The organism is Sphingopyxis sp. MWB1 (genome assembly GCF_000763945.1).
Taxonomy (GTDB): domain Bacteria; phylum Pseudomonadota; class Alphaproteobacteria; order Sphingomonadales; family Sphingomonadaceae; genus Sphingopyxis.
In genome coordinates, this window is record NZ_JQFJ01000002.1 from 2,290,167 (window position 1) to 2,311,706 (window position 21,540).

The window sequence follows — 21,540 nt, forward strand, 5'->3', positions numbered from 1 at the left end:
CAGCGCCACTAGCGAGCATGGGGCAGGCTGTCAACCGCCAAATCCCCCGCTTTCCGGCTTTTTTGCCTGCACGGGCGGCGGCTGACACATGCGCGGGCCATGGCGATTCGCCCTTGCTGTCGGCGTCTGCGCTCCATATCAGGGTGCGCGATGAAGCGCATCTTTTTCCCCTTGTCCGTCGCGGCGCTCGGCATGACGCTCTCCGCATGTGTCACTTCGTCGCAGGCAGACGCGCCGTCGCTGGGCAAGCGCGCGGTCGAGGGGCGACTCGATGTAGCGGTGCCGCAGCCTGTCGTTGCGCCGCCGGGGCCGCTTCCCAACGATCTCGCCGGGCGCCTCGCGCGCTGGGAAAGCGATGCGGTGGCCGCGCAGCGGGCTTTTGCTACCGAACGCAATGCAGCGGCAACGCTCGTCGCCCAGGCGCGCGGCGCCGCGGTGGCGAGCGAGGCTTGGGTCGTGGCGCAGCAGGCAATTTCACGCATGGTTGCCGCACGCGCGCCGCTCACCGGGGCGCTGGCGGATATCGACCGCCTCTATGTGTCGCGCAGCATCGAGGAAGAAATCGACGGTATGCCCGCCATTTATGCGCTGCGCGAACGGCTTGTCGAAATGGCATCGGGGCAGGAAGCGGTGATCGCCGCGCTGGCGGCGTCGCTGCCGGGGCAATAAGGCAGGGCGCTGCCTAGTTCAGCCCATGTTTCTTGAGCGCGTGGCGGATCTGGTCATAGCTGAGGCTTAGCGCCTCGGCGGCCACTTTCTGATTATAGCGGCACCGCGCCATGGTGTCGGCCAATATCTGCCGTTCATAGGCGTCGACCGCGGCGCGCAGGTCGTTCACCGGGCTGGAGGGCGGGGCACTCTCTGAAGGCGAAGCGTCCGGCCTGGCCGATGCGTCAGGGGCCTGGCTCTCCGCCCTGGGGGCCGAGGGGGCTGGCTGCCAGGGACTCGCAAAGGGGTCGAAGGTCAGCGCATCGACGGGGCGCGACGGATCGGCCCAGCGGTAAATGGCGCGCTCGATGACATTGCGAAGCTCGCGGACATTGCCCGGCCAGTCGTGCCCCTCCATCGCCGCAAGCGCACGCGGGCCAAAGCCGGGCCATTCTTCCCAGCCCAGCACAGCGGCCATGCGCTGCCCGAAATAATTAGCGAGCACTTCGATATCGCCCTCGCGCGCGCGCAGCGGGGGCAGGGTGATCACTTCGAAGGACAAGCGGTCGAGCAGATCGGCGCGAAAGCGATTGTCTGCAACCAGCGCGGGCAGATGTTCGTTCGTCGCCGCCACGATGCGCACATCGACGCGGACCGGACGTGATGCGCCGACGCGAGTGATCTCGCCATATTCGACCGCGCGCAGCAACCGTTCCTGCGCGCCCATCGACAGGGTCGCCAGCTCGTCGAGGAATAATGTGCCGCCGTCGGCTTCCTCGAAACGGCCCGCCCGGCTGCGCGTCGCGCCGGTGAAGGCTCCCGCTTCATGCCCGAAAAGCTCGCTCTCGATCAGCGTTTCGGGCATCGCGGCGCAATTCATGATAACATAGGGCTTGTCCCACCGCGTCGACAGGCGGTGGAGTCGTTCGGCGATCAATTCCTTGCCCGTCCCGCGTTCGCCGATCACAAGCACGGGCCGGTCGAGCGTCGCCGCCTGGCTGGTGCGTTCGACGGCATCCTGAAAGGTTGCCGATTGGCCGATGAACTGGGTTTCGCGCTCCATTCCCAATCATTGGCAAATTTTCCCGATGAATGGCAAGGCAAATCGGCCAAAATCGCAAGCCGCCGATCCGATTCCACGCTTTTCTGCCGCTTCGGTCAATTGGCACGGCTCCTGCAAAGTTGGGAATGAACCGGCACCATAAAGGGCCGGAGCAGCGAAAAATGAAAGGTTGGATTGATGAAGCCGATTTTTGCCCAGACCGCGACCGTTGCCCTGAGTGCCATGGGTGCGCTGGCGATTCTTGTTGGCGCCATCGACCAGCCCGTCGCCGCCCAGATGGCCGGGTCCCCCACCGGCGCGCTTGTGGCCGCTGCAGCATCCCCGGCGGTCGGCCCCACGGCCTGACTGTTGCTGGTGCCGGGGCCTCTCTCCCCCTTGCCCCGCCCCGGCACCAGAAAAATTCAAAAAAGGGTCTCAAGAGTTTCGACAGGAGTTAAGTAAATGGGTATTTTTTCACGAACCCGCGACATCATCGCCGCCAATGTCACCGATCTGCTTGATCGGGCGGAAAATCCGGAAAAGATGATCCGTCAGATCATCTTTGAAATGAACGAAACGCTTGTCGAAGTTCGTGCCTCGGCCGCGCGCACCATCGCCGACCAAAAGGAAATGCGCCGCCATATCGCCAAGCTTGAAAGCTTGCAGGACAGCTGGAAGGAAAAGGCCGAGCTGGCCCTGTCGAAAGATCGGGAAGATCTCGCCACCGCCGCTTTGGTCGAAAAGCAGAAGGCCGGCGAAATGGCGGATCGCCTGAAGGCCGAGATTGCCGTGCTCGACGATGCGCTCAAGGGCTATGAGGCCGATATCCTCAAGCTGCAAAAGAAGCTCAGCGAAGCCCGCGCCCGCCAGTCCAGCATCGTCAACCGCCTCGAAAGCGCCGAAAATCTCTACAAGCTGCGCGAAATGACCAATGGCGACCGCGTCGAGGATGCCTTCTCGCGCTTTGAAATTCTCGAGCGCCGCGTCGATGAAGCCGAAGGCCGCGCCGATGCCCTGGGCCTTGGATATAAAAAATCGCTCGACGAAGAAATTGCGGAACTTCAGGCCGCCGACAAGGTCGCCGATGAACTCGCCGCACTGAAAGCCGCTCAGGGTAAGAAATAAGGAGCCGGACCGATGGAAGAAATCATTATCGTCCCGATTGTTATCGGAACACTCTTCCTCGGTCTGCCCTGGCTGATCCTTCACTATATTACCAAGTGGAAACAGGCCAAGACGCTGACCGGAGAGGATGAGCAACTATTGGATGAACTTTATGATACGGCGCGGCGGCTCGAAAATCGTCTGCATACCGTCGAACGTATCATCAGCGCCGACAATCCCGATTTCCGCCCTGCGGTACGTAGTGATGACGAATTGGCGCAGCTCGAACTGAACAGGAGGAACTGAGATGTCTGCCAGCCGCACAAAATTTTATCTCGATAAACAAAATGCCAAATGGAGCGGTGTGTGCGCGGGGATCGCGGACTATAGCGGCATTGATGCGCTGTGGGTGCGCGTGGGCGCGGTGCTGCTGACCCTGATGGGCGGCTTCCCCTGGACACTGCTCGCTTACTGGATGGTCGCCTGGATGGCGACGCCCAAGCCGCTGACGCTCTATGGATCACAGGAAGAGGCGAAATTCTGGCAGGGCGTGCGGAGCAATCCCACCGCCTCCACCCGCGATATCAAGTCGCGCTTCCGCGACATCGACCGCCGGCTCGCCGATATCGAACTTTACTACACAAGCCATAACCGCCGGCTCGCCGACGAGATTGACGCGCTGCGCTGATCGCGCGGACGAACAGACACAGGGAGAATAATTATGAACTGGGGCGGCCCGACTTTTGTCCTCGCGATCATCGCCTTGTCGATCGGCGGCTGGATGTTCACCACATGGATCCGCGCCAAACATGGCTACCCCATCGAAAATGAATGGGGCGGGACGGTTCATCGAAACGACGCTGACGCTGATCGAAAAATCGCGCTGCTCAGCGATGATAATGCCAAGCTTGCTGACAAGATTGTTCGTCTGGAAGAGCGCATCTCGGTCCTCGAACGGATCGCGACCGACGCCAATGGGCAGGCGGCGCAGCTTGCCGACCAGATTGATCGCTTGCGCTGACACGGGGGAGAGAGATTGTGGACAAGTTGATTTTCGTAACCGAAATCGCCCCGATCGCCGCGCTGATCGTTGCTCTTGGGGTCGGAGGCTGGGTGATCACCACCTGGCTGCGGATTAAAAATGGTTATCCGCTCGAAAATAGCTGGGGCAAGGCCATCTATCCCCAGACCAGCAAGGAAGCGCTGGAGCGGGTCAAGCTGATCAGCCAGGAAAATGCCCAGCTTCGCGCCGAACTGGGTTCGGTCAAGGACCGCCTCGCCGTGGTCGAGCGCATCGTCACCGATGAAGGCCACCGGCTGAGCCACGAGATTGAGGCGCTGCGGCGTCCGGCGAACTGAGAGGATCGATCCCGTGGACAAGGCTTATTTCATACTCGGCTTCTTTTTCATCGTCGTCGCCATTCCGGTAATTTTCGGCGTGGTAGGCGAAGCCCATAGGCGCCATATGAAATTCAAGGAAAAGCAGCTTCAGGCGATATCGAACGAAACCGCCGAAAAGGCGGCCCAATATGCGGCGCAAACCCAAAGGTTGGAGCAGCGTGTCCGCGTGCTGGAGCGTATCGTGACTGATCGCGGCGCCCATGTTGCCGACGAGATTGAGAAGCTGCGCGACGCGCCGCTCAATTAAAAGAAAAGCGAGAGGATATTCCCCCATGAATCCCTTTGAAATGGTTATCGGCATTGTTCTGATCGTGACGATCGGCAGTATATTGCGTGCCAAATATGGCGTTCGCCGCGACCGCCACGGCAATGAATATACCGCCCCGGTCAATGATGCCGAAACCAAGGCGCTGCAGGCCGAAATTCGCGCGCTCAAAGACCGTATTCAGGTGCTCGAACGCATCGCCACCGACAATAACCGTGCCGTTAGTCTGGACGAGGAAATCGAACGGCTGCGCGACCGGTCCCATCCTTGATGTGACGTGAAAGGAGCCCACTCCATGGCTGCTCTTCCCTCTGACTTCAGTCTGAACCTGTTGTTCGCCGCGGTCTCGCTGAGCGCTATCGCCGTGATCAGCCTAGTTGCACTGCGCGGCTGGCGCGACTGGATCCAGCTCAAGCGTGAAGAATTGGCCGCTTTGCGCGGTCAGGAAATGGCCGATCCTGCGCCCCATCATACGGGCTCGCGGATCGAGATTGCCGACCTCAAGGAACGGCTGCGCAAGCTGGAGGCGATTGCCGCAGGCGTCGATCTTTAACGCGCCCGGACGCCGACAGCATGCACCGCCCCCTTCTTGCGGCCCTATTTTTCCTGCGATAGGCTCGTCCCTCATAATCGGGGCATGAGATGATCGGGGGCGGCAGTGAGTAAAAAATGGATTTATGCCGGGCTGGGCGCGGCCTTTTTGCTGGGCGCCGCCGCTCTCACCTCTCCCTATTATGCGGTGAAGCAGTTTCGCTCGGCGGCGGAGGCCGGGGACGTCAAAGCGCTCGAAAGTGCGGTCGATTTTCCCGCTGTCCGTCGCAGCCTCAAATCGCAGATGACCCTGGCTTTGAACCAGCAAATGGGCGGCGAGTCCCACAGGGCAGGCAATCCGTTCGCAAAACTGGGCAGGGCGGTGGCCCCGGCCTTGGTCGATCGGCTCGTCGACAGGGTTGTGACACCGAAAGGGATGGCAAATCTGGCGAAAAATGGCGGCGTAGGCGAAAAAGTGGGCGCCGCGACCGAGACCCAGCCGCTCCAGGTCTCCTATGGCTACAGCGGCCTCAACCGGTTTCACTTGAAGCTCAATCAAAGCGCGTCCGCCAAAAATGCCGCCACCCTTTATTTCGAACGGGAGGGGGTGTTCGGGTGGAAGGTCAAGCAGGTCGAACTGCCGCTGGGCGCACTGGAATAGCCACGCTGATCCAGGGCCGCTCGGCCCTCGGTGTCGCTGCCCCAGGCCGCACGCCCTCTTCCATCCCGGCGGCACTTCTGCCACTGCGGCGCTATGCGTAGCCTTTCCGATATTTTCGAAGAATATGATTTTCTCGACAGCGATGACCGCTATCGCCTGCTCATTGATCTGGGGCGCGAGCTGGAACCCATGCCCGACGCGCTCAAGACCGACGCCACGCTCGTGCGCGGCTGTTCGGCCAGCGTCTGGGTCTATCCGGTGCCGCAGGGCGACGGACAGGAAGCAGGACGGCTCCATTTCCTGGCTGACAGCAATGCCGCGATCACCAAGGGGATCGTCGCGCTCGTCCTCGCCGCTGTGCAGGACAAGCCCGCCGCTGAAGTCGCCGCAATGGACATAGCGGGCGCCCTCGCCCCCTTCGACCTCACCCGCCAGCTCTCGTCAAACCGAACCCAGGGCGTCCCCAACATGATCGCCCTTGTCCAGCACACCGCCCGCCGCATCGCGGAGGGCTAGGCAAGCGCGCGCGAACCCGCGCCTGCGCCGACCGCTCAAAGCCCCGTAAAAAAGGGCGCGGAAGTCTCCTCCCGCGCCCTGATTTTTTTGCGTGTCGCTGTGGCTTAGAAACCGACGATGATCGAACCAATGAAGGTGCGCGGCGCACCAATTTGGACGAACGGCACCGAATTATTGGCCAGCTGACCATCGAAACCGCCGACGTAAAGTTTGTCGAACAGGTTGGTTACGTTGAACTGGAAATAGGTCTTGTCACCCAGGCCGGCCCATTCCAGGCCCAGCCGCGCGTCCAGGTCGACGAGGGTGTAGCCCGGCGCCTTTGCGCCATAAACGACCGTCTTCGGAACGCCGTTGATCGTTTGATCCAGCGGAGTGTTCTGGTCGTTCACATAACGCGGTCCCGTACGCTTCACCTGCGCGCCCAGTTCCACCGGCCCCAAGATAGCCTGTACGCGGCCACCAAAGGTATAGACCGGGGCACCCGATTCCCGCTTGCCGGCAGTCGGAGCGAAGATCGGATCGCCGATCGCTGCACAATTGGGGCCAACCGCTGGGCAAACGCCATTCTGCACATCGTCCTTGATCTTCGATTTGAGGTACGAACCAAAGGCCGTCACTGCAAATTCGGGGATCGGGCGAACGGCCAGGCTGCCGTCGATGCCGTATTTGTCAACACGGCCAAGGTTACGATAGACGTTACGCTCGGTCTCCGGGTCGAAGGACGAGGCCAGACGATCGTTGAAGATCGTGTACCACAGGCCGACCTGCGCCTGGATCTGGCTGGTCGTATAACGAACGCCCAGATCGAAATTGTCGGTGGTTTCCGGCTTCGGATTGGCCGATTCCGTGTCCGCCGGGAAATAAAAGGCATTATAAAGATTATCGGTTCCCGGGACCTGAACGCCCTTCGAATAATTGGCGAAAAGGCTGACATCGTCGGTGGCATCAAATGTCAGGCCGACGTTCGGGGTGAATTTGTTATACTTGCGAATGCGCTGCTGCGGGCCTTGTACCGGCGCGACGATGTTGCTTGGCGGCGTGGTGGTGCGGTCGATGCCAATCACCACCGTCGGATTGGCAGCGAGCCAGGCGGCGAGACCCGCCTCGTTGGTACCGAAACATTCGACGAAGCCGGTGACGCTCGACGTCGCGCAATAATTGTTCAGCTCGCGCTTGAACATCTTGTACGAACCGCCGACTTGCAGCGTGAGGCGACCGAATTCACCGCGATATTCACCCCCGACGAGGTTCAGGCTGGCGATCGACTTGCGGTCGCGCTTTTGCAGGACATTTCCGTTCACGTCGGTGAGCGGATCATTGACGGGGAAGGGATCGACAGCCGAACCGTCGAGGTTGAGGAAACCCGTTTCCCCCGTCTGGCGATGACGTGCGCGGTCATAGCTGTAAAAGACGCGGAAGGTGTGGATATCCATTTCATAGCGCAGACCGGCGATCAGGCCATAACGGTTGGTCTGCGTCTGGCTCGGTGCAAGAACGCGGACCGAATCGAGAATGTCACCGTCGCCATTGAGGTCGCGGCCATAATAAGGGGAGCCGCCAATATAGCCGGTTTGAAGCGAAACGCCCGGACCGGGATCGACATCGCGGAAACCTTCTTGGCCGACAGCGGTCCCGCCGCCATTCGCTTTCACATATTGAAAGCTGGGATCGACCGTCAGCACCAGGCCTTCGGCGAGGGTGAAGCGCGAATTCAGGCGAACATTGCCCGTGTTGGAAGGGTTCATTCGCTCGTCAAAAGTCGAGCCGCAGCTGTTGGCCGCGTCTACCTGGCCCGGGCGAGCGACGGTGTTGATCTGACAGCGGGCAATACCATAGTCGCGATCTTCCTTGCTCTGCGGGAAGATGTTGGGGACAAAGTTTGACGCGGTATTGTGCAGATTGCGCAGGCCCACGGAACCGAAGAAATTGTTACGGTTCTCATTATAATGGCCCGACAGTGCGACAAAATCACCATCCTCGCCAATGGGCTGATAGATTTTGCCGTTGAACTGCTTCTTGTTGATGCGCCCGCGACGCGATTCAAAGGTCGGCTGGTCGACATTGCCAAAGACCGTGTCGTTCGTTGCGGTGCTGGCCGAGAAGAAGGCGCGGGTGCCCCAGGGCGTCAGGATGCCGGTGTCGACCATGCCAAAGATGCGGAAGAAGTTAAAATCGCCGGCTGAACCGACCATCTTGACGCCAAACTCTTCACCCGGCGTACGGGTGCGATAGTTTACCGTCGATCCCGAAGCGGCGGCAGTCGGGCTGTCGACATCGGTCGAGCCGAGGTTAACATTGACCTGGTCGATCAGCTCGGGGTCGAGCTGCTGGTTCGAGTAGAGGGCGTAATTCCCCGAATCATTAAGGGGGATGCCGTCGAAGGTCTGGTTAATACGGGTGTTGTCGAACCCGCGGATCGTCATCTTGCCGCCCGCCGAGCCAAAGGGGTCGTTATTCTGGAAGCTGACACCCGGCAGCTGGTTAATCAGATCATTAACAGTCTGCCCCGGCGACTGACGCGCGATAAATTCCTGGGTCAATACGACCTTGGCCTTGGGCGTATCCGGCGTAACCACTCCGGCCACGCCCTGGTTGGCGCGCGCGCCCGTGACGATGATCTCATTTTCGAAATCTTGTGAACCGGTCGACTGGGCGAAGGCCGGGGTGGTGAGCGCGAGCGGAAGCAGCGCGGCGCCAGCGGCGAGCGAATGACGTAGGTGCATTTGAGCGTGTCCCCTTGATTGGTAACCATTGGTGGGGGGCGCTAAGGCTTGCGCCGCCCGACCTGCGAGCGCCCCTGACGCCCGCGTGTGGCACGATTGTGACAGCAAATGTGACAGTGCAAGCCAAGCGCGCCGCAGCGGAGGAGGCGAGCCACGGAAAAGCGCGCAATTTCATTGCGCGACCGCTTTTCTTAACCGGCGCGCTTATATTTTTCTCTGCAACTGTTGCTGCAATGCAACATTAAAAAGGCCCGGAGCGGGATTGCGCGCCGGGCCTTTTCGAATCGGGAAAGCGAATCAGGCGGCGTCGCCGGCTTCCTTTGCTTTTTCGGCGTAAACCCGCACGGGCTGCTTGCGCCCTTCGACGACATCCTTGTCGACGACGATTTCGGCGACATCGGCCAGGTCGGGCAGGTCGAACATGGTGTCGAGCAGAATCGCCTCGACAATGGAACGAAGCCCGCGCGCGCCGGTCTTGCGCTCGATCGCCTTTTTGGCGACCGCGATCAGCGCATCGTCGGTGAAGGTCAGCGTGACATCTTCGAGGTCGAACAATTTCTTATATTGTTTGACCAACGCATTTTTGGGCTCGCCCAAAATCTTGACCAGCGCATCGACGTCGAGATCCTCCAGCGTTGCAATGACGGGAAGGCGGCCGACAAATTCGGGAATTAGCCCGAATTTAAGCAGATCCTCGGGTTCGATCTGTTTCAGCACTTCACCCGCACGGCGCTCGTCGGGGCCGGCGACATGCGCGCCGAAGCCGATCGACTTGCCCTGCAAACGGTCGCCGATGATCTTTTCGAGGCCGGCAAAGGCGCCGCCCGCGATGAACAGGATGTTGGTCGTATCGACCTGCAGAAATTCCTGCTGCGGATGCTTGCGCCCGCCCTGCGGTGGAACGCTGGCGGTGGTGCCTTCCATCAGCTTGAGCAGCGCCTGCTGTACGCCTTCGCCCGATACATCGCGGGTGATCGACGGATTTTCGGCCTTGCGGCTGATTTTGTCGATCTCGTCGATATAGACGATGCCGCGCTGCGCCTTTTCGACATTATAGTCGCTGGCCTGCAGCAGCTTCAGGATGATATTCTCGACATCCTCACCGACATAGCCCGCCTCGGTCAGCGTGGTGGCGTCGGCCATGGTGAAGGGCACGTCGAGGAAACGCGCGAGTGTCTGCGCCAGCAACGTCTTGCCGCTGCCGGTCGGACCGACGAGCAGGATGTTCGATTTCGCCAGCTCGACATCTTCACCGCGTCCCGAATTGGCGAGGCGCTTGTAATGATTATGGACCGCGACCGACAGCACGCGCTTGGCGGTGTTCTGCCCGATCACATAGCTGTCGAGATGCTGACAGATTTCGAGCGGGGTCGGCACCGCGCCATCCTTGCGCGCGGCGACGCCGCCCTTGATTTCCTCGCGGATGATGTCGTTGCACAGTTCGACGCATTCATCGCAGATGAAAACGGTCGGGCCGGCGATCAGCTTGCGGACTTCATGCTGCGACTTGCCGCAAAATGAGCAGTAAAGTGTGCTCTTGCTGTCGGAGCCAGAGAGCTTCGTCATAAAATTCCTTCTGACGGCCACAAAAAAATGCCGTCGATCTATCCTAGCCCGCGATGACCCAAATACAATATGGCATTTGGGTGACATGGCGGCACTGTTCCGGTTAGCGACAGGAGGCAAAGGGCACTTCAACAAAAGCGGTTACCGGAACATTGCGGGGTTGCCGCGCGCCCTTGCACCCGCACCCTGTTAAGGCGTGGGGCCTTCGCTCTGGTCGGCGGCCGAAGCGGCGCCTTCCCCGTCGGTCGCGCCCGGCCGGCGATCATAAACATGATCGACAATGCCGAATGCCTTGGCCTCTTCGGCCTCAAGGAAGGTGTCGCGGTCCATCGCCTTTTCAATCTCTTTCAGGCTGCGGCCGGTATATTTGACATAGAGGTCATTCATCCGCCTCTTGATGCGGAGGATTTCCTTTGCCTGAATTTCAATGTCCGACGCCATGCCGCGCGCGCCGCCCGACGGCTGGTGGACCATGACGCGCGCATTGGTGAGCGCGACGCGCATGCCAGGCTCGCCCGCTGCGAGCAGGAAGCTGCCCATCGACGCCGCCTGGCCGATGCACACCGTGCCGACGCGGGGGCGGATATATTGCATCGTGTCGTGGATCGCCATGCCCGCCGTCACGACCCCGCCCGGCGAGTTGATATACATGAAGATATCCTTCTTCGGATTTTCCGATTCGAGGAATAAAAGCTGGGCGACGATCAGCGAGGCCATATTATCCTCGACCTGCCCCGTGACGAAAACGATCCGTTCGCGCAGCAGGCGGGAAAAAATGTCAAAGCTGCGTTCGCCGCGGCTCGTCTGTTCGACGACTACGGGCACCAGGGCGGCTAGCGGATCCATCATCTGAAATTCGTCCTTCATCTTGATATGCGCCGCCAAGGACTGACGGGCGAAGCGTTCCGTCGCTTTACATCGGCGTCGAGCGCGCAGGTTTCAAGGGGAAAACGGCTCCGAAGCCGTCCCTTTGCAGCCTGAATGACAGCGTTAACCACAGCCCGGGCGCTGCCCGCGCATTGTGCACAGGCGCGGCAACCCTTCCGGGGCGCGTGCGGCCAGAAGGCGTGGTTCAGTCGCCTTGGCCGGGTTCGGGCGAGAAGAATTTATCGAACTTGTCGTCGACACCCTTAAATTCATCGGCGTCGGTGGGGCTGTCCTTCTTGACCGTGATATTCGGCCATTCGGCGCTGAATTTGGTGTTCAGCTCCAGCCATTTTTCCAGCCCGCTTTCGGTGTCGGGCAAAATCGCTTCGGCGGGGCATTCGGGCTCGCACACGCCGCAGTCGATGCATTCACTGGGATTGATGACGAGCATATTCTCGCCCTCGTAAAAACAGTCGACGGGGCAAACCTCGACGCAGTCCATATATTTGCACCGGATGCATGCGTCGGTGACAACATAGGTCATGGGTTTTCAGCTCCCTTCGAAGGCGGCGACCCGCCGCATATTCCTAATTGGCCTGCCTCTATGCCGCGCAAAGGCGGCACGTCAACGGTTTCGGACAGTTGCGAATCACTCTCACTGTCCGCCGCTGCTCTAGCGAGGCTGGCGAGCGCCGGGGAGGCAGCTTTTCAACGGACAGACAAAGCGCAGCTTGCCGCGCTTTGCTTAGTCGGCTGGGCTGCTCCTTCACCTTCGATCAGCCTTTTGTAGCAGGCGCGCGCCTCAGGCGGTGGCCCGCGCCGCAGGGGGAGAGAAAGCAGCCGGATCACTTCGATTCGCTCATCCAGCGGCAAAACCAGCGTCTGGCCGCAATGGACCGCACAAGAAGCGCGCGTCACGCGCCGTCCGTCCAGCCGGATATGCCCAGCGGCGATCATGGCCTGCGCGCGGCTGCGCGACCGAGCAAAGCGTAAAAACCAAAGCAGCTTGTCGAGCCGGATCGTCTCGGCCGCGCGCTTTGGGGTCATCCGTCCTTGCGTCCTTGCGCCAAAAGCTTGTCGAGCCCGGCAAAGGGGCTGTGGGGTGAGGGGGCGCGTCGTTGCGCGCCGCGCGCTGCGCGCGTTGCGCCGGCGGGCTCCAATGCCGGATTGTTTCGGCGGTTGGGTTTGCCTCCGCCCTTGCTGCTCCCGTTCCCGCGTCCCTTGGCTTCGCCATTGCCTTTGGCCTTGACGCTGCCGCCGCTCGCTTGGGCGCGGCCCTCGTTGTCCGCCTGCGACTGCGATTGGCGATGCTTGGAATGCGGGCGTTTGCGACGCCCTTTGTCGCGCTTTTTCAGCCCGGCCCAGCGCCAGCGTTCGAGCAAGGGGTCGCCGACGGCGCGAAAGCCAAAGGCTTGCAACAGCGCGCGGCGCGTTTCCTCGTCGAGGCCCAGCGACGTGGCGAGCGCCGGGTCGATGGCAAAACCGGGCGGATCGGCGACGCATATGGCGTCGGGGGTTTCGGCTTCCGCGCCTTGCTCCTCTTCCTGCTGCGCGTCGCCTGCCACCGGCGCGGTGGGCGGGGCGGCTGCCTGCATGCGCGCGGCATGCGCCTGACGCGCCAGCTTTTCGGCCATGTCGATACGTAGCCAGCCCGAGGCACAGCGGCGAAAGCCTGCAATTTCCAGCCCGGCAGGCAGGCCCGCCTTTTGCAGCACCGCGCCATGCGGGGGCAGGGGAGGCAGCGGCGCCGCCTGCTGTGCCGCGATCAGCGCGGCGCGCCAGCGCACCGCTTCGGGCTTCAAAAGCTGCGGGTGGAAAATATCGAGCGATCCGATGGTGAGGCCCAGCTTGCGAAGCTGCGGCCGTTCCTCCGCCGTGATCGCCTGCAGTTGGTCGTTGACCGATGCGCGTGCGATACTCCCGCCGCCATCGACCAATGCCGCCAGCAGCGCGCGAATGCGCGGCGGGGTGAACAAATCGCTGGCGGCGGCCCCCATGGCAGCGAGGGGCGCGGCGTGACGGGCCAATTGGTCGGCGACAAAGCGGTGGAGCCGTTCGGTCATCGCCTGCACCTGCGGCGGGTCGAGCCGGCGCAGCGTGGCATCGACCTGAATTGCGGGCTGCACCAGCGACGATCCCTTGCACAGCGTCGCCACCACCTGACCCCTCCAGCCGAGGCGCGGCGCTTCGTCCGCTTCGCTGATCAGCGCCAGGCCGCTGCCGTCATCTTCGGCCAGCGCCGCCGCCCGGCGGGAAAGCTCACCTTGCAAATGCCGCTCCGCCGCAGCGAGTAACAGCTTATGGTCGCTCGCCCGCGCCACCGGATCGACGCGGAACTGAAAGCCGTGCAGCGTTCCGATCGCTTCGCCATCGACCGCGACCGTGCCGTCGGCGGCAACCGCGACGGGAAGCGCGGCGCGCTTTTGTCCGGCATCGCGCAGCAACAGCGCCAGGCGGCGGTCGACGAAACGCTGCGACAAGGCGGCGTGCAGCGCGTCGGACAATCTGGATTCGAGCGCCTGCGTTTCCTCGGCCCAGCCCGCCGCGCCCGCGATCCAGTCGCCGCGCTGGGCGATGAAACAGAGCGTGCGGACGGCGGCGATGCGGCTTGCGAGCTGGTCAATATCGCCTTCCATCGCGTTCAGCTTCGCCAGGCGGCGGGCGAACCAGTCGGGGTCGATCATCCCGTCGCCCGCGGTGCGCCATTGCCAGAGCTTCAACACGGTGCGGCTGTGATGTTCGGCGCCCAATTGTTCGAAATCGGGCAGGCCGCACACGTCCCACAGGCGCCGGACCGCTTCGGCATCGCGGTCGCGCGCGCGCACCGTCATATCGCCTGCCAGATGCTTGAGCACCGCGAGGTCGACCGCTTCGGGCGCGGGACGCAGCGCCTCATGCGCGGGCGGCCGCGCAAGGTCGGCAAGCAACGTGTCGAGCGTGGCGAAATCGGGGGTGGGATTGCGCCAGAAGAAGCTGTGAAGCGGCGGAAAATGATGCCCCTCGATGGCATGAATTTCCTCGGGCGTGAAGCCGCTCTGCGGCGTGCCGACGGTGCCGAAACTGCCGTCCTGCTGGTGCCTTCCTGCGCGCCCCGCAATCTGCGCCATTTCAGCCACGGTCAGGCGCCGGACGCGCCGTCCGTCGAACTTTTGCAGGCTGGCAAAGGCGACATGGCGGACATTCAGGTTCAGCCCCATGCCGATAGCGTCGGTGGCGACGAGATAATCGACCTCGCCCGCTTCGAACATCGCGACCTGCGCGTTGCGTGTCTTGGGGCTGAGCGCCCCCATCACCACCGCCGCGCCGCCGGAAAAGCGGCGCAGCATTTCGGCGATGGCGTAAACTTCCTCGGCGGAAAAGGCGACAATGGCTGAGCGTTTGGGCAGGCGCGACAATTTGGAGGCCCCGGCATAGCTCAGCGTCGAGAAACGCGGGCGGGTGACAATCTCCGCCTCGGGCACCAGATCGCGCACCAGCCGGGCGGCGCTCGCCGATCCCAGGATCATCGTTTCCTCACGCCCGCGCGCGCGCAGGATGCGGTCGGTAAAGACATGCCCGCGTTCGGGGTCGATGCCGAGCTGTGCTTCGTCGATCCCGACAAAGGCGACGTCGCGCTCGATCGGCAGCGCCTCCATCGTGCCTAACAGATAGCGCGCGTCGGGCGGGATGATTCGTTCCTCGCCCGTTACCAGCGCCACCGCGTTTGCGCCCTTGATCGCTACGACCCGATCATAAACCTCGCGCGCCAAAAGGCGCAGCGGAAAGCCGATCATGCCACTGGCGTGCGCCGTCAGCCGTTCGACCGCCAAATGGGTTTTGCCGGTGTTGGTGGGGCCAAGGACAGCCTTGACCAGATGGGAAGAGGATGGCGCCATTGTCTTTGGCGCTACGCTGGCATGGGCTGCGCCGCCGCGCAACAGCCTATCGCCGCGAAATGGAGGGATGGCGTCTTTTCCTTGCCTGCGTTCCGTCCGTTCCACGTCCATGCCACATCATATCCTGATGAGGCCACGTTTTGCCGCAAGGGGCCGCCGCAGCGCAGCCGTTAAATTGACTTTAAGGGCCTTTGTTTACAGACAGGCAGGACGATTAATGTCGAGCGTCCGGCCAAAGCTTGGGACCGGCCGAGCGGGGGTTGCATCTTGTTTCAACGCCATGAGCCCATAGCGGGGATGTCTGGCAATGCGGCGGCGCTTGCGCTTTCGCAGGCAATTGGGGCGCAGGCAATTGGCCTGCAACCCGGCGATGCCGCGCCCGCCGACGCCGCGCCGACATGGCGCGACCGGCTCGCCAGCCTCGATCTCGTTCCTGACCTTGGCGATAATATCGGGTCCGCCGAATGGTGGCGCGGGCTTGCCACGCTGACTTTGCTGTGCGGGTCGGCGATTGCGACTTTCCCCGGCATGAAGCCGCTCCAAATCGGCGGCGCGCCTGTGCTTGATGCCGCCGATTTCAACGAAGCGCGCGCGCAGATGATCGTTCCGCTTGCCTTCGGCGGCGACAGCGGGCGGCATATGGCGGCGACCGATGCCGTGCGCCCGCTCACCAGCACGCCGGAACGCCCGCAGATCGAACTCACCGCCACCCTGGCGCGCGGCGACAGCTTTGCGCGCCTGCTCGAACGCTCGGGCGTCGGGCGCGACGAGGCGCGGCTGCTCGCCGATCAGGTCGGATCCGCGGTGCCGCTTGGCGATATTGCGCCGGGAACGCGCGTCAATCTGGTGCTCGGTCGCCGCGCCGCGCGCACCATGCCGCGCCCGGTCGAGGCGCTGGCGATGCGTGCGCGCTTTGACCTTCGGATCGAGATAGAGCGGATCGACGGGCGGCTGGTGATGCGCCGCATTCCCATCGCTGTTGATACCACCCCGCTGCGCATTCGCGGCCGGGTGGGTGACAGCCTTTACCGCGCGGCGCGCGCGGCCGGGGCGCCGCCCGAGGCGATCCAGGCCTATTTGCGCGTCATCAGCAAGCAAATCTCGGTCGGCCGCGATATCCGCGCGTCGGATGAATTTGACATCATCGTCGATTATCGCCGCGCCGAAACGGGGGAGAGCGAGACGGGCAAGCTGCTCTACGCCGGCCTGATCCGCGACGGAAAGTCCAAGCTGTCGATGCTCGAATGGACCAAGGACGGGCGCCGGCAATGGTTCGAAGCCTCAGGCGTCGGGCAGCAGCGCGGCGGCATGGTCCGGCCGACCAATGGCCGCGTCACCTCCACCTATGGCATGCGCCGCCATCCGATTTTGGGCTATCGCCGGATGCACAGCGGCATTGATTTTGGCGGCGGCTATGGCGCGCCCATTTACGCCGTCACCGACGGCACCGTCGCCATGGCGGGTCGCAACGGCGGCTATGGCAATTATGTCCGGCTGAACCATGGCGGCGGCCTTGGCACCGGCTATGGTCATATGAGCCGCATCGCGGTGCGCGCGGGCCAGCGGGTCAGCCGGGGGCAGGTGATCGGCTATATCGGTTCGACCGGCCTGTCGACCGGGCCGCATCTGCATTATGAACTTTATCGCAACGGCCGCGCGGTGAACCCCTCCTCGGTCAGCTTTGTCACCCGCGCCCAGCTTGAAGGGCGTGAGCTTTCCGCCTTCCGCGCGCGCATCCGCACCCTCACCGCCATCGCTCCCGGCGCGGCGCTGAAACCCATTGCGCCCAAACAGGCCGAAACCCCGATGCTCGGCTCGCTCGCCGATGTCGCGGCCAAGCGGGCCGAGGGCTCGGCTCCCTGAGCCAGGGGCGCCGCGACCCCAAGGCCAAGGCCCGCCCGCACCGCCCGGACCCACCCACCGCCATTATCCATTTGCCCGGCGGCGAAGCGCGGCTATGCACGGGGCCATGACTCACGCCGCTTTCCCCGCGCTGCGCCTGCGCCGCACCCGCCGCACCGGCTGGAGCCGCGCCATGGTGCGCGAAACCCATTTGTCGCCCGCCAATCTGATCTGGCCCTTGTTCATCTGTGCGGGTGAGGGGGAGGAACAGCCCGTCGCCAGCCTGCCCGGCGTGTCGCGCTGGTCGGTCGATCTTGCGGTTGCGCGCGCGCGCGAAGCGGTGGCGGCGGGCATCCCCTGCCTTGCGCTTTTTCCCTATACGCAGGCCGATCGGCGCAGCGACGACGGGGCAGAGGCGCTCCACCCCGACAATCTGATGTGCCGCGCGGTTGCCGCGATCAAGGATGCGCTGGGCGATGACATCGGCGTGCTCACCGACGTCGCGCTCGACCCCTATACCAGTCACGGGCAGGACGGGCTGCTGGACGAGCGCGGCTATGTGCTCAATGACGAAACCGTCGAAGTGCTGGTTGGACAGGCGCTGAACCAGGCGCGCGCGGGCGCCGATATTATCGCGCCCAGCGACATGATGGACGGGCGCGTCGGCGCGATCCGCGCCGCGCTGGAAGCCGAAGGCTTCGGCCATGTCCAGATCATGTCCTATGCCGCCAAATATGCCTCGGCCTTTTACGGGCCGTTCCGCGACGCCGTTGGCTCGCGCGGCCTCCTGAAGGGCGACAAGAAAAGCTATCAGATGGACCCCGCCAATGCCGAAGAGGCGCTGCGCGAGGTTGAGCAGGATCTGGCCGAAGGCGCTGACAGCGTGATGGTCAAGCCCGGCCTGCCCTATCTCGACATCGTCCGCGCGGTGAAGGAGGCCTTCGCCGTTCCCGTTTATGCCTATCAGGTATCGGGCGAATATGCGATGATCGAGGCGGCCGCCGCGGCGGGCGCGGGCGACCGCGACGCGCTGGTGCTCGAAACCCTGCTCGGCTTCCGGCGCGCGGGCGCGTCCGGGGTGCTGACCTATCACGCGCTCCACGCGGCGCGGCTTCTCGGCGCATGATCGAAAGCGAGCGGCTGCTGCTGCGTCCATGGAGCGACGCCGATGCTGCGCCCTTTCAGGCGATTTGCAGCGACCCCGCCGTCATGGCGACGCTCGGCCCGCCGCTCGACCTTGCCCAGACGCAAGCGCTGATCGACCGGATGCGCGGCATCATGGCCGAACATGGCCATTGCTTCTGGGCGCTGGAGCGACGCGACGATGCCCGCCTGATCGGCTGGTGCGGGATCATTCGCGGCAGCGCCGGACCTGTCGCGGGCAAGGCGGAAATCGGTTGGCGGCTTGCGAGCGACTGCTGGGGCGCGGGCTATGCGACCGAAGCCGCCAGGGCCGCAGTCGCATGGGCGTTCGACAGTCTGGATGACGATGCCCTGTGGGCGATCACCTGGCGCGGCAATGTCCGCAGCCGTGCCGTCATGGAGCGGCTGGGCATGCAATATCAGGCGGGGCTTGATTTCGATCATCCCAAGCTGTCGGAAGGCGATGCTTTGCGCCCCCATGTCACCTATGCCCTGCCGCGCTCGACATGGGATTGTTGATGATCGCGTCCAATTCCCCTCGCCGCTGGCTGTTCGTGCTGACGATCCTCGTCGGCAGCTTCCTCCTCTTCCTCGTCCAGCCGATGGTGGCGCGGATGGTCCTGCCCAAATTGGGCGGCGCGCCGGCGGTGTGGAACAGCGCGATGCTCGTCTATCAGGCGCTGCTTCTGGGCGGCTATGCCTATGCCCATTGGGTGGGGCGTTTCGCGCTACGGCGGCAGGCGCTGATCCATCTCGCGCTGCTGTTGCTCGCCGTCCTGTGGCTTCCCATCGGCATCGCCCATATCGCGCCGCCCGCGCCGGGGCAGGAGGCCCTGTGGGTGCCGCTGCTGCTCATCGCCTCGATCGGCCCGGTCTTCTTTGCCGTCTCGGCGCAGGCGCCGCTCATCCAGCGCTGGTTCGCCGCCGATCCCGCGGCGGGCGACCCCTATTATCTTTATGCCGCCTCCAACCTCGGCAGCTTTGCCGGGCTGATCAGCTATCCGGCGCTGGTCGAACCCAATTTCCCGCTCGCGGCGCAAAGCTGGGGCTGGGCGGCGGGCTATATGCTGCTGCTCGCGCTGGTCGCCGCCGCCGCCGCGTCGCGCTGGCAGGCATCGGGGGCAATGGCGCCGGTCGCCAGCGATGAAAGCGTTGGCGAGGAGCAAGAGGGGGCACCCTCGCTCCGCCGCCGTATCCACTGGCTGCTGATCGCCGCCGTGCCCTCGGGCCTGATGCTCTCGACGACGACGCATCTCACCACCGATATCGTCGCCATGCCCTTGCTCTGGGTATTGCCGCTCGGCCTTTATCTGCTCAGCTTCTCCATCGCCTTTTCGACCCTGTCGCGGCTTCGCGAAATTATCACCTTCATCGCGCCCTCGGCTTTGTTGCTCGTTGGCGGGCTCGCGCTGCTCGGCGCGGGCGGCAGTTCGATGTTCGTCGCCTTTGCCAGCCTGATCATGCTGTTCATCGTCGCGACCGCGCTGCATGGCTATTTGCACTATCTGCGCCCGTCGCCGCGTTACCTTACGCTTTTTTATCTGATCATGTCGGCGGGCGGGGTGCTCGGCGGCCTGTTCGCCGCGCTTGTCGCGCCCTTGCTCTTCGACTGGGTCTATGAACATCCGCTTCTCGTCATCGGCGCGGCGCTGCTGCTGCCGCTTCCCGCGCTCATTCCCTGGGACAAATGGCTGGGCCTTGCGGACGGACGGCTGCGCGTCGCGCTGGGAATATTGCTCGCCATCGCCGCCTTTTGCTGCTGGCATCTGGTCGAACATTGGCGCGGCGTCGCTGATGACGAGGCGTTCCTGTGGGGCGGCGCGCTGGTCGCTATCGGGCTCGCCGTCATTCCCTGGCGCGCCGCCTTTGTCGCGGTGCTGATGATGCTGATGCTGGGGATTGGCGGCTGGAGCACGATCGAGGAAAGCCTGACCGGATCGCGCGTTCGCAGCTATTTCGGCGTCTATACCGTCACCGACGACAGCTATCGCCAGCAACGGCGGCTCGCCCATGGCACGACGCTTCACGGGCTGCAGCGCACCGATGCGGGCCATGAGCATGAAGCGACCACCTATTATGGCCCGCAATCGGGGGTTGGCCTTGCGCTTGGCAAGCTCGACCGGCTGGCGCCAAAGGATGCGGCGGTCGGTATCGTCGGCCTCGGCGCCGGAACGCTCGCCTGCTATCGCCAGCCCGGCCAGACATGGACCTTTTTCGAAATCGACCCGGTGATGGTCGATATTGCGCGCGATTCCGCCAATTTCACTTTCCTTTCCGAATGCGCGCCGCAGGCCGCGATCCGGGTGGGCGATGCGCGGCTGGAGATTGAAAAATTGCCGCCCGCGCAATTTGACATGCTGGTGATCGACGCCTTTTCGTCCGATGCCATCCCGCTCCATCTGCTGACGAAGGAAGCGGTGGGCATTTATGCGCGCGCGCTCAAGCCCGACGGCATTTTGCTCATCCATATTTCGAACCGCTTTTTCGGGCTCGAACCCGTGCTCGATACAGAGGCGCGGGCGCGCGGCTGGGCGGCGGCGATCCGGCTCGATCCCGGGCCGCGCACGCGCGAGTTCACCAATTTCACGGCATCGAGCTGGGTTGCCCTTGCACCCACACAGGCGCGGCTCGATGCCTTCACCGGGGGCACGCGCCCACGCGCGGAAAGTTACGCCGACAATGTCTGGGTCCCGCTTGCGGGCCGGGCGGGCTTTACCCGCTGGACCGACGACTACGCCTCGACCCTGCCTGTGCTCATATGGAAGAATCTTCTGGGGAAACGCGAATGAACTATCCCGATGTCAGCATCATCAGCGTCAACGGAAAGACGCCGCAGATCGACCCCAGCGCCTTTATCGCGCCGGGTTGCCGCATCATCGGCGATGTGGTGATCGGACCCGATGTCAGCATCTGGTATAATTGCGTGCTACGCGCCGATGTCAGCCAGATCCGCATCGGCGCCCGCTCCAATGTTCAGGATGGCAGCGTGCTGCACTGCGACGGGCCGATGCCGCACCGCCCCGACGGCTATCCGACGATCATCGGCGAAGATGTGCTCATCGGCCATATGGCGATGGTCCATGGCTGCACGCTCGATGACCGCGCCTTTGTCGGCCTCAAGGCGACGGTGATGAACGGCTGCCGCATCGGCAGCGGCGCGATGCTCGCCGCCGGGGCGCTGCTCACCGAGCATAAGGAAATTCCCGCGCGCGAACTATGGGCGGGCGCGCCCGCGCGGCGTATTCGTGAGATTGGCGAAGAACAGGCCGCCGGAATGCAGGCCGGGGTCGCCCATTATGTCGAAAATGGCCGGATGCACAAAGCCGCGGTGGAAGGCTGACGCCTGCCCCCTCCCG

Annotated in this window: 24 protein-coding genes; 17 read left to right on the forward strand and 7 right to left on the reverse strand. The window is 63.3% G+C overall.

Features of this window, described 5'->3' with window-relative positions; all coding sequences use genetic code 11:
- Positions 1–150 precede the first annotated feature (150 nt).
- Positions 151–669, forward strand: a complete 519-nt coding sequence (locus JV18_RS0111420) for a hypothetical protein (RefSeq protein ID WP_033074587.1) — start codon at positions 151–153, stop codon at positions 667–669.
- A 13-nt stretch (positions 670–682) separates the two neighbouring features.
- Here the strand turns inward: JV18_RS0111420 and pspF are convergent, their stop codons facing one another.
- The gene (gene pspF / locus JV18_RS0111425; RefSeq protein ID WP_033074588.1) at positions 683–1,711 is read right to left on the reverse strand and encodes a phage shock protein operon transcriptional activator; all 1,029 of its coding nucleotides are present in this window, start codon (positions 1,709–1,711) and stop codon (positions 683–685) included.
- Positions 1,712–1,888: 177 nt separating this feature from the next.
- Here pspF and JV18_RS15440 point away from each other — a divergent pair, with 177 nt between their 5' ends.
- The 11 genes from JV18_RS15440 to JV18_RS0111475 all read left to right on the forward strand — a co-directional run bounded on the left by JV18_RS15440 (position 1,889) and on the right by JV18_RS0111475 (position 6,168).
- Positions 1,889–2,056 carry a hypothetical protein gene (locus tag JV18_RS15440; protein WP_160174195.1) on the forward strand — a complete coding sequence of 56 codons (168 nt, stop codon included), beginning with the start codon at positions 1,889–1,891 and terminating at the stop codon, positions 2,054–2,056.
- Between the two features lie 96 nt (positions 2,057–2,152).
- Entirely contained in the window at positions 2,153–2,815 is a 663-nt protein-coding gene (pspA, locus tag JV18_RS0111430; RefSeq protein WP_033074589.1) for a phage shock protein PspA, read from the forward strand.
- 12 nt (positions 2,816–2,827) lie between these two features.
- Positions 2,828–3,100, forward strand: coding sequence for an envelope stress response membrane protein PspB (gene pspB / locus JV18_RS0111435; protein WP_033074590.1), 273 nt, complete (start codon positions 2,828–2,830; stop codon positions 3,098–3,100).
- Between the two features lies 1 nt (position 3,101).
- Complete coding sequence (gene pspC / locus JV18_RS0111440) at positions 3,102–3,482, forward strand: envelope stress response membrane protein PspC (protein ID WP_033074591.1); 381 nt, start codon at positions 3,102–3,104, stop codon at positions 3,480–3,482.
- A gap of 33 nt (positions 3,483–3,515) precedes the next feature.
- Complete coding sequence (locus JV18_RS0111445; RefSeq protein WP_033074592.1) at positions 3,516–3,815, forward strand: hypothetical protein; 300 nt, start codon at positions 3,516–3,518, stop codon at positions 3,813–3,815.
- Positions 3,816–3,841: 26 nt separating this feature from the next.
- Positions 3,842–4,153: a hypothetical protein gene (locus tag JV18_RS0111450; RefSeq protein ID WP_033075289.1), complete on the forward strand. Its 312-nt coding sequence runs from the start codon at positions 3,842–3,844 to the stop codon at positions 4,151–4,153.
- Positions 4,154–4,166: 13 nt separating this feature from the next.
- Positions 4,167–4,442 carry a hypothetical protein gene (locus JV18_RS0111455; protein WP_200879096.1) on the forward strand — a complete coding sequence of 92 codons (276 nt, stop codon included), beginning with the start codon at positions 4,167–4,169 and terminating at the stop codon, positions 4,440–4,442.
- Positions 4,443–4,467: 25 nt separating this feature from the next.
- The gene (locus JV18_RS0111460; RefSeq protein ID WP_033074593.1) at positions 4,468–4,731 is read left to right on the forward strand and encodes a hypothetical protein; all 264 of its coding nucleotides are present in this window, start codon (positions 4,468–4,470) and stop codon (positions 4,729–4,731) included.
- A gap of 24 nt (positions 4,732–4,755) precedes the next feature.
- The gene (locus tag JV18_RS0111465) at positions 4,756–5,013 is read left to right on the forward strand and encodes a hypothetical protein (protein WP_052071937.1); all 258 of its coding nucleotides are present in this window, start codon (positions 4,756–4,758) and stop codon (positions 5,011–5,013) included.
- Between the two features lie 105 nt (positions 5,014–5,118).
- Positions 5,119–5,652 carry a DUF2939 domain-containing protein gene (locus JV18_RS14750; protein ID WP_052071939.1) on the forward strand — a complete coding sequence of 178 codons (534 nt, stop codon included), beginning with the start codon at positions 5,119–5,121 and terminating at the stop codon, positions 5,650–5,652.
- Positions 5,653–5,745: 93 nt separating this feature from the next.
- Positions 5,746–6,168: a SufE family protein gene (locus JV18_RS0111475; protein ID WP_033074594.1), complete on the forward strand. Its 423-nt coding sequence runs from the start codon at positions 5,746–5,748 to the stop codon at positions 6,166–6,168.
- A gap of 104 nt (positions 6,169–6,272) precedes the next feature.
- Here the strand turns inward: JV18_RS0111475 and JV18_RS0111480 are convergent, their stop codons facing one another.
- The 6 genes from JV18_RS0111480 to JV18_RS0111505 form a co-directional block, all read right to left on the reverse strand.
- Positions 6,273–8,891, reverse strand: coding sequence for a TonB-dependent receptor (locus JV18_RS0111480; RefSeq protein ID WP_033074595.1), 2,619 nt, complete (start codon positions 8,889–8,891; stop codon positions 6,273–6,275).
- Positions 8,892–9,188: 297 nt separating this feature from the next.
- Positions 9,189–10,457: an ATP-dependent Clp protease ATP-binding subunit ClpX gene (gene clpX, locus JV18_RS0111485; RefSeq protein ID WP_033074596.1), complete on the reverse strand. Its 1,269-nt coding sequence runs from the start codon at positions 10,455–10,457 to the stop codon at positions 9,189–9,191.
- Positions 10,458–10,646: 189 nt separating this feature from the next.
- The gene (locus tag JV18_RS0111490; RefSeq protein WP_033075293.1) at positions 10,647–11,306 is read right to left on the reverse strand and encodes an ATP-dependent Clp protease proteolytic subunit; all 660 of its coding nucleotides are present in this window, start codon (positions 11,304–11,306) and stop codon (positions 10,647–10,649) included.
- Positions 11,307–11,529: 223 nt separating this feature from the next.
- Complete coding sequence (gene fdxA, locus JV18_RS0111495) at positions 11,530–11,868, reverse strand: ferredoxin FdxA (RefSeq protein WP_033074597.1); 339 nt, start codon at positions 11,866–11,868, stop codon at positions 11,530–11,532.
- Positions 11,869–12,032: 164 nt separating this feature from the next.
- Positions 12,033–12,371, reverse strand: coding sequence for an RNA-binding S4 domain-containing protein (locus tag JV18_RS0111500; RefSeq protein WP_052071940.1), 339 nt, complete (start codon positions 12,369–12,371; stop codon positions 12,033–12,035).
- Complete coding sequence (locus JV18_RS0111505; RefSeq protein ID WP_033074598.1) at positions 12,368–15,199, reverse strand: helicase-related protein; 2,832 nt, start codon at positions 15,197–15,199, stop codon at positions 12,368–12,370. The genes JV18_RS0111500 and JV18_RS0111505 overlap by 4 nt, the downstream gene beginning before the upstream one ends.
- Positions 15,200–15,496: 297 nt before the next feature.
- Between JV18_RS0111505 and JV18_RS0111510 the strand changes: the two genes are divergently transcribed.
- The 5 genes from JV18_RS0111510 (at position 15,497) to JV18_RS0111530 (ending at position 21,524) form a co-directional block, all read left to right on the forward strand.
- Positions 15,497–17,062, forward strand: coding sequence for a M23 family metallopeptidase (locus JV18_RS0111510; protein ID WP_052071943.1), 1,566 nt, complete (start codon positions 15,497–15,499; stop codon positions 17,060–17,062).
- A gap of 106 nt (positions 17,063–17,168) precedes the next feature.
- Positions 17,169–18,167 (forward strand): porphobilinogen synthase, encoded by a 999-nt coding sequence (hemB, locus tag JV18_RS0111515; protein WP_033074600.1) that lies wholly within the window; start codon positions 17,169–17,171, stop codon positions 18,165–18,167.
- Complete coding sequence (locus JV18_RS0111520) at positions 18,164–18,703, forward strand: GNAT family N-acetyltransferase (protein WP_033074601.1); 540 nt, start codon at positions 18,164–18,166, stop codon at positions 18,701–18,703. The genes hemB and JV18_RS0111520 overlap by 4 nt, the downstream gene beginning before the upstream one ends.
- A complete protein-coding gene (locus JV18_RS0111525) occupies positions 18,703–20,973 on the forward strand; it encodes a fused MFS/spermidine synthase (RefSeq protein ID WP_033074602.1) in 2,271 nt (756 codons plus the stop codon). Before JV18_RS0111520 ends, JV18_RS0111525 begins: the two co-directional genes overlap by 1 nt.
- Positions 20,970–21,524, forward strand: coding sequence for a gamma carbonic anhydrase family protein (locus JV18_RS0111530; RefSeq protein ID WP_033074603.1), 555 nt, complete (start codon positions 20,970–20,972; stop codon positions 21,522–21,524). The genes JV18_RS0111525 and JV18_RS0111530 overlap by 4 nt, the downstream gene beginning before the upstream one ends.
- Positions 21,525–21,540: the final 16 nt, after the last annotated feature.

What these genes read in the sequence shown, in the direction of transcription:
- JV18_RS0111490 (WP_033075293.1), bottom strand. Translation starts at nt 11,306, where the DNA reads ATGATGGATCCGCTAGCCGCCCTGGTGCCCGTAGTCGTCGAACAGACG.
- hemB (WP_033074600.1), top strand. Translation starts at nt 17,169, where the DNA reads ATGACTCACGCCGCTTTCCCCGCGCTGCGCCTGCGCCGCACCCGCCGC.
- JV18_RS0111530 (WP_033074603.1), top strand. Translation starts at nt 20,970, where the DNA reads ATGAACTATCCCGATGTCAGCATCATCAGCGTCAACGGAAAGACGCCG.
- JV18_RS0111445 (WP_033074592.1), top strand. Translation starts at nt 3,516, where the DNA reads ATGAACTGGGGCGGCCCGACTTTTGTCCTCGCGATCATCGCCTTGTCG.
- JV18_RS0111525 (WP_033074602.1), top strand. Translation starts at nt 18,703, where the DNA reads ATGATCGCGTCCAATTCCCCTCGCCGCTGGCTGTTCGTGCTGACGATC.
- JV18_RS15440 (WP_160174195.1), top strand. Translation starts at nt 1,889, where the DNA reads ATGAAGCCGATTTTTGCCCAGACCGCGACCGTTGCCCTGAGTGCCATG.
- pspA (WP_033074589.1), top strand. Translation starts at nt 2,153, where the DNA reads ATGGGTATTTTTTCACGAACCCGCGACATCATCGCCGCCAATGTCACC.
- JV18_RS0111520 (WP_033074601.1), top strand. Translation starts at nt 18,164, where the DNA reads ATGATCGAAAGCGAGCGGCTGCTGCTGCGTCCATGGAGCGACGCCGAT.
- fdxA (WP_033074597.1), bottom strand. Translation starts at nt 11,868, where the DNA reads ATGACCTATGTTGTCACCGACGCATGCATCCGGTGCAAATATATGGAC.
- JV18_RS0111510 (WP_052071943.1), top strand. Translation starts at nt 15,497, where the DNA reads ATGTCTGGCAATGCGGCGGCGCTTGCGCTTTCGCAGGCAATTGGGGCG.
- JV18_RS0111475 (WP_033074594.1), top strand. Translation starts at nt 5,746, where the DNA reads ATGCGTAGCCTTTCCGATATTTTCGAAGAATATGATTTTCTCGACAGC.
- JV18_RS0111465 (WP_052071937.1), top strand. Translation starts at nt 4,756, where the DNA reads ATGGCTGCTCTTCCCTCTGACTTCAGTCTGAACCTGTTGTTCGCCGCG.
- JV18_RS0111480 (WP_033074595.1), bottom strand. Translation starts at nt 8,891, where the DNA reads ATGCACCTACGTCATTCGCTCGCCGCTGGCGCCGCGCTGCTTCCGCTC.
- pspF (WP_033074588.1), bottom strand. Translation starts at nt 1,711, where the DNA reads ATGGAGCGCGAAACCCAGTTCATCGGCCAATCGGCAACCTTTCAGGAT.
- pspC (WP_033074591.1), top strand. Translation starts at nt 3,102, where the DNA reads ATGTCTGCCAGCCGCACAAAATTTTATCTCGATAAACAAAATGCCAAA.
- JV18_RS0111505 (WP_033074598.1), bottom strand. Translation starts at nt 15,199, where the DNA reads ATGGCGCCATCCTCTTCCCATCTGGTCAAGGCTGTCCTTGGCCCCACC.
- JV18_RS0111500 (WP_052071940.1), bottom strand. Translation starts at nt 12,371, where the DNA reads ATGACCCCAAAGCGCGCGGCCGAGACGATCCGGCTCGACAAGCTGCTT.
- clpX (WP_033074596.1), bottom strand. Translation starts at nt 10,457, where the DNA reads ATGACGAAGCTCTCTGGCTCCGACAGCAAGAGCACACTTTACTGCTCA.
- JV18_RS0111460 (WP_033074593.1), top strand. Translation starts at nt 4,468, where the DNA reads ATGAATCCCTTTGAAATGGTTATCGGCATTGTTCTGATCGTGACGATC.
- JV18_RS0111420 (WP_033074587.1), top strand. Translation starts at nt 151, where the DNA reads ATGAAGCGCATCTTTTTCCCCTTGTCCGTCGCGGCGCTCGGCATGACG.
- pspB (WP_033074590.1), top strand. Translation starts at nt 2,828, where the DNA reads ATGGAAGAAATCATTATCGTCCCGATTGTTATCGGAACACTCTTCCTC.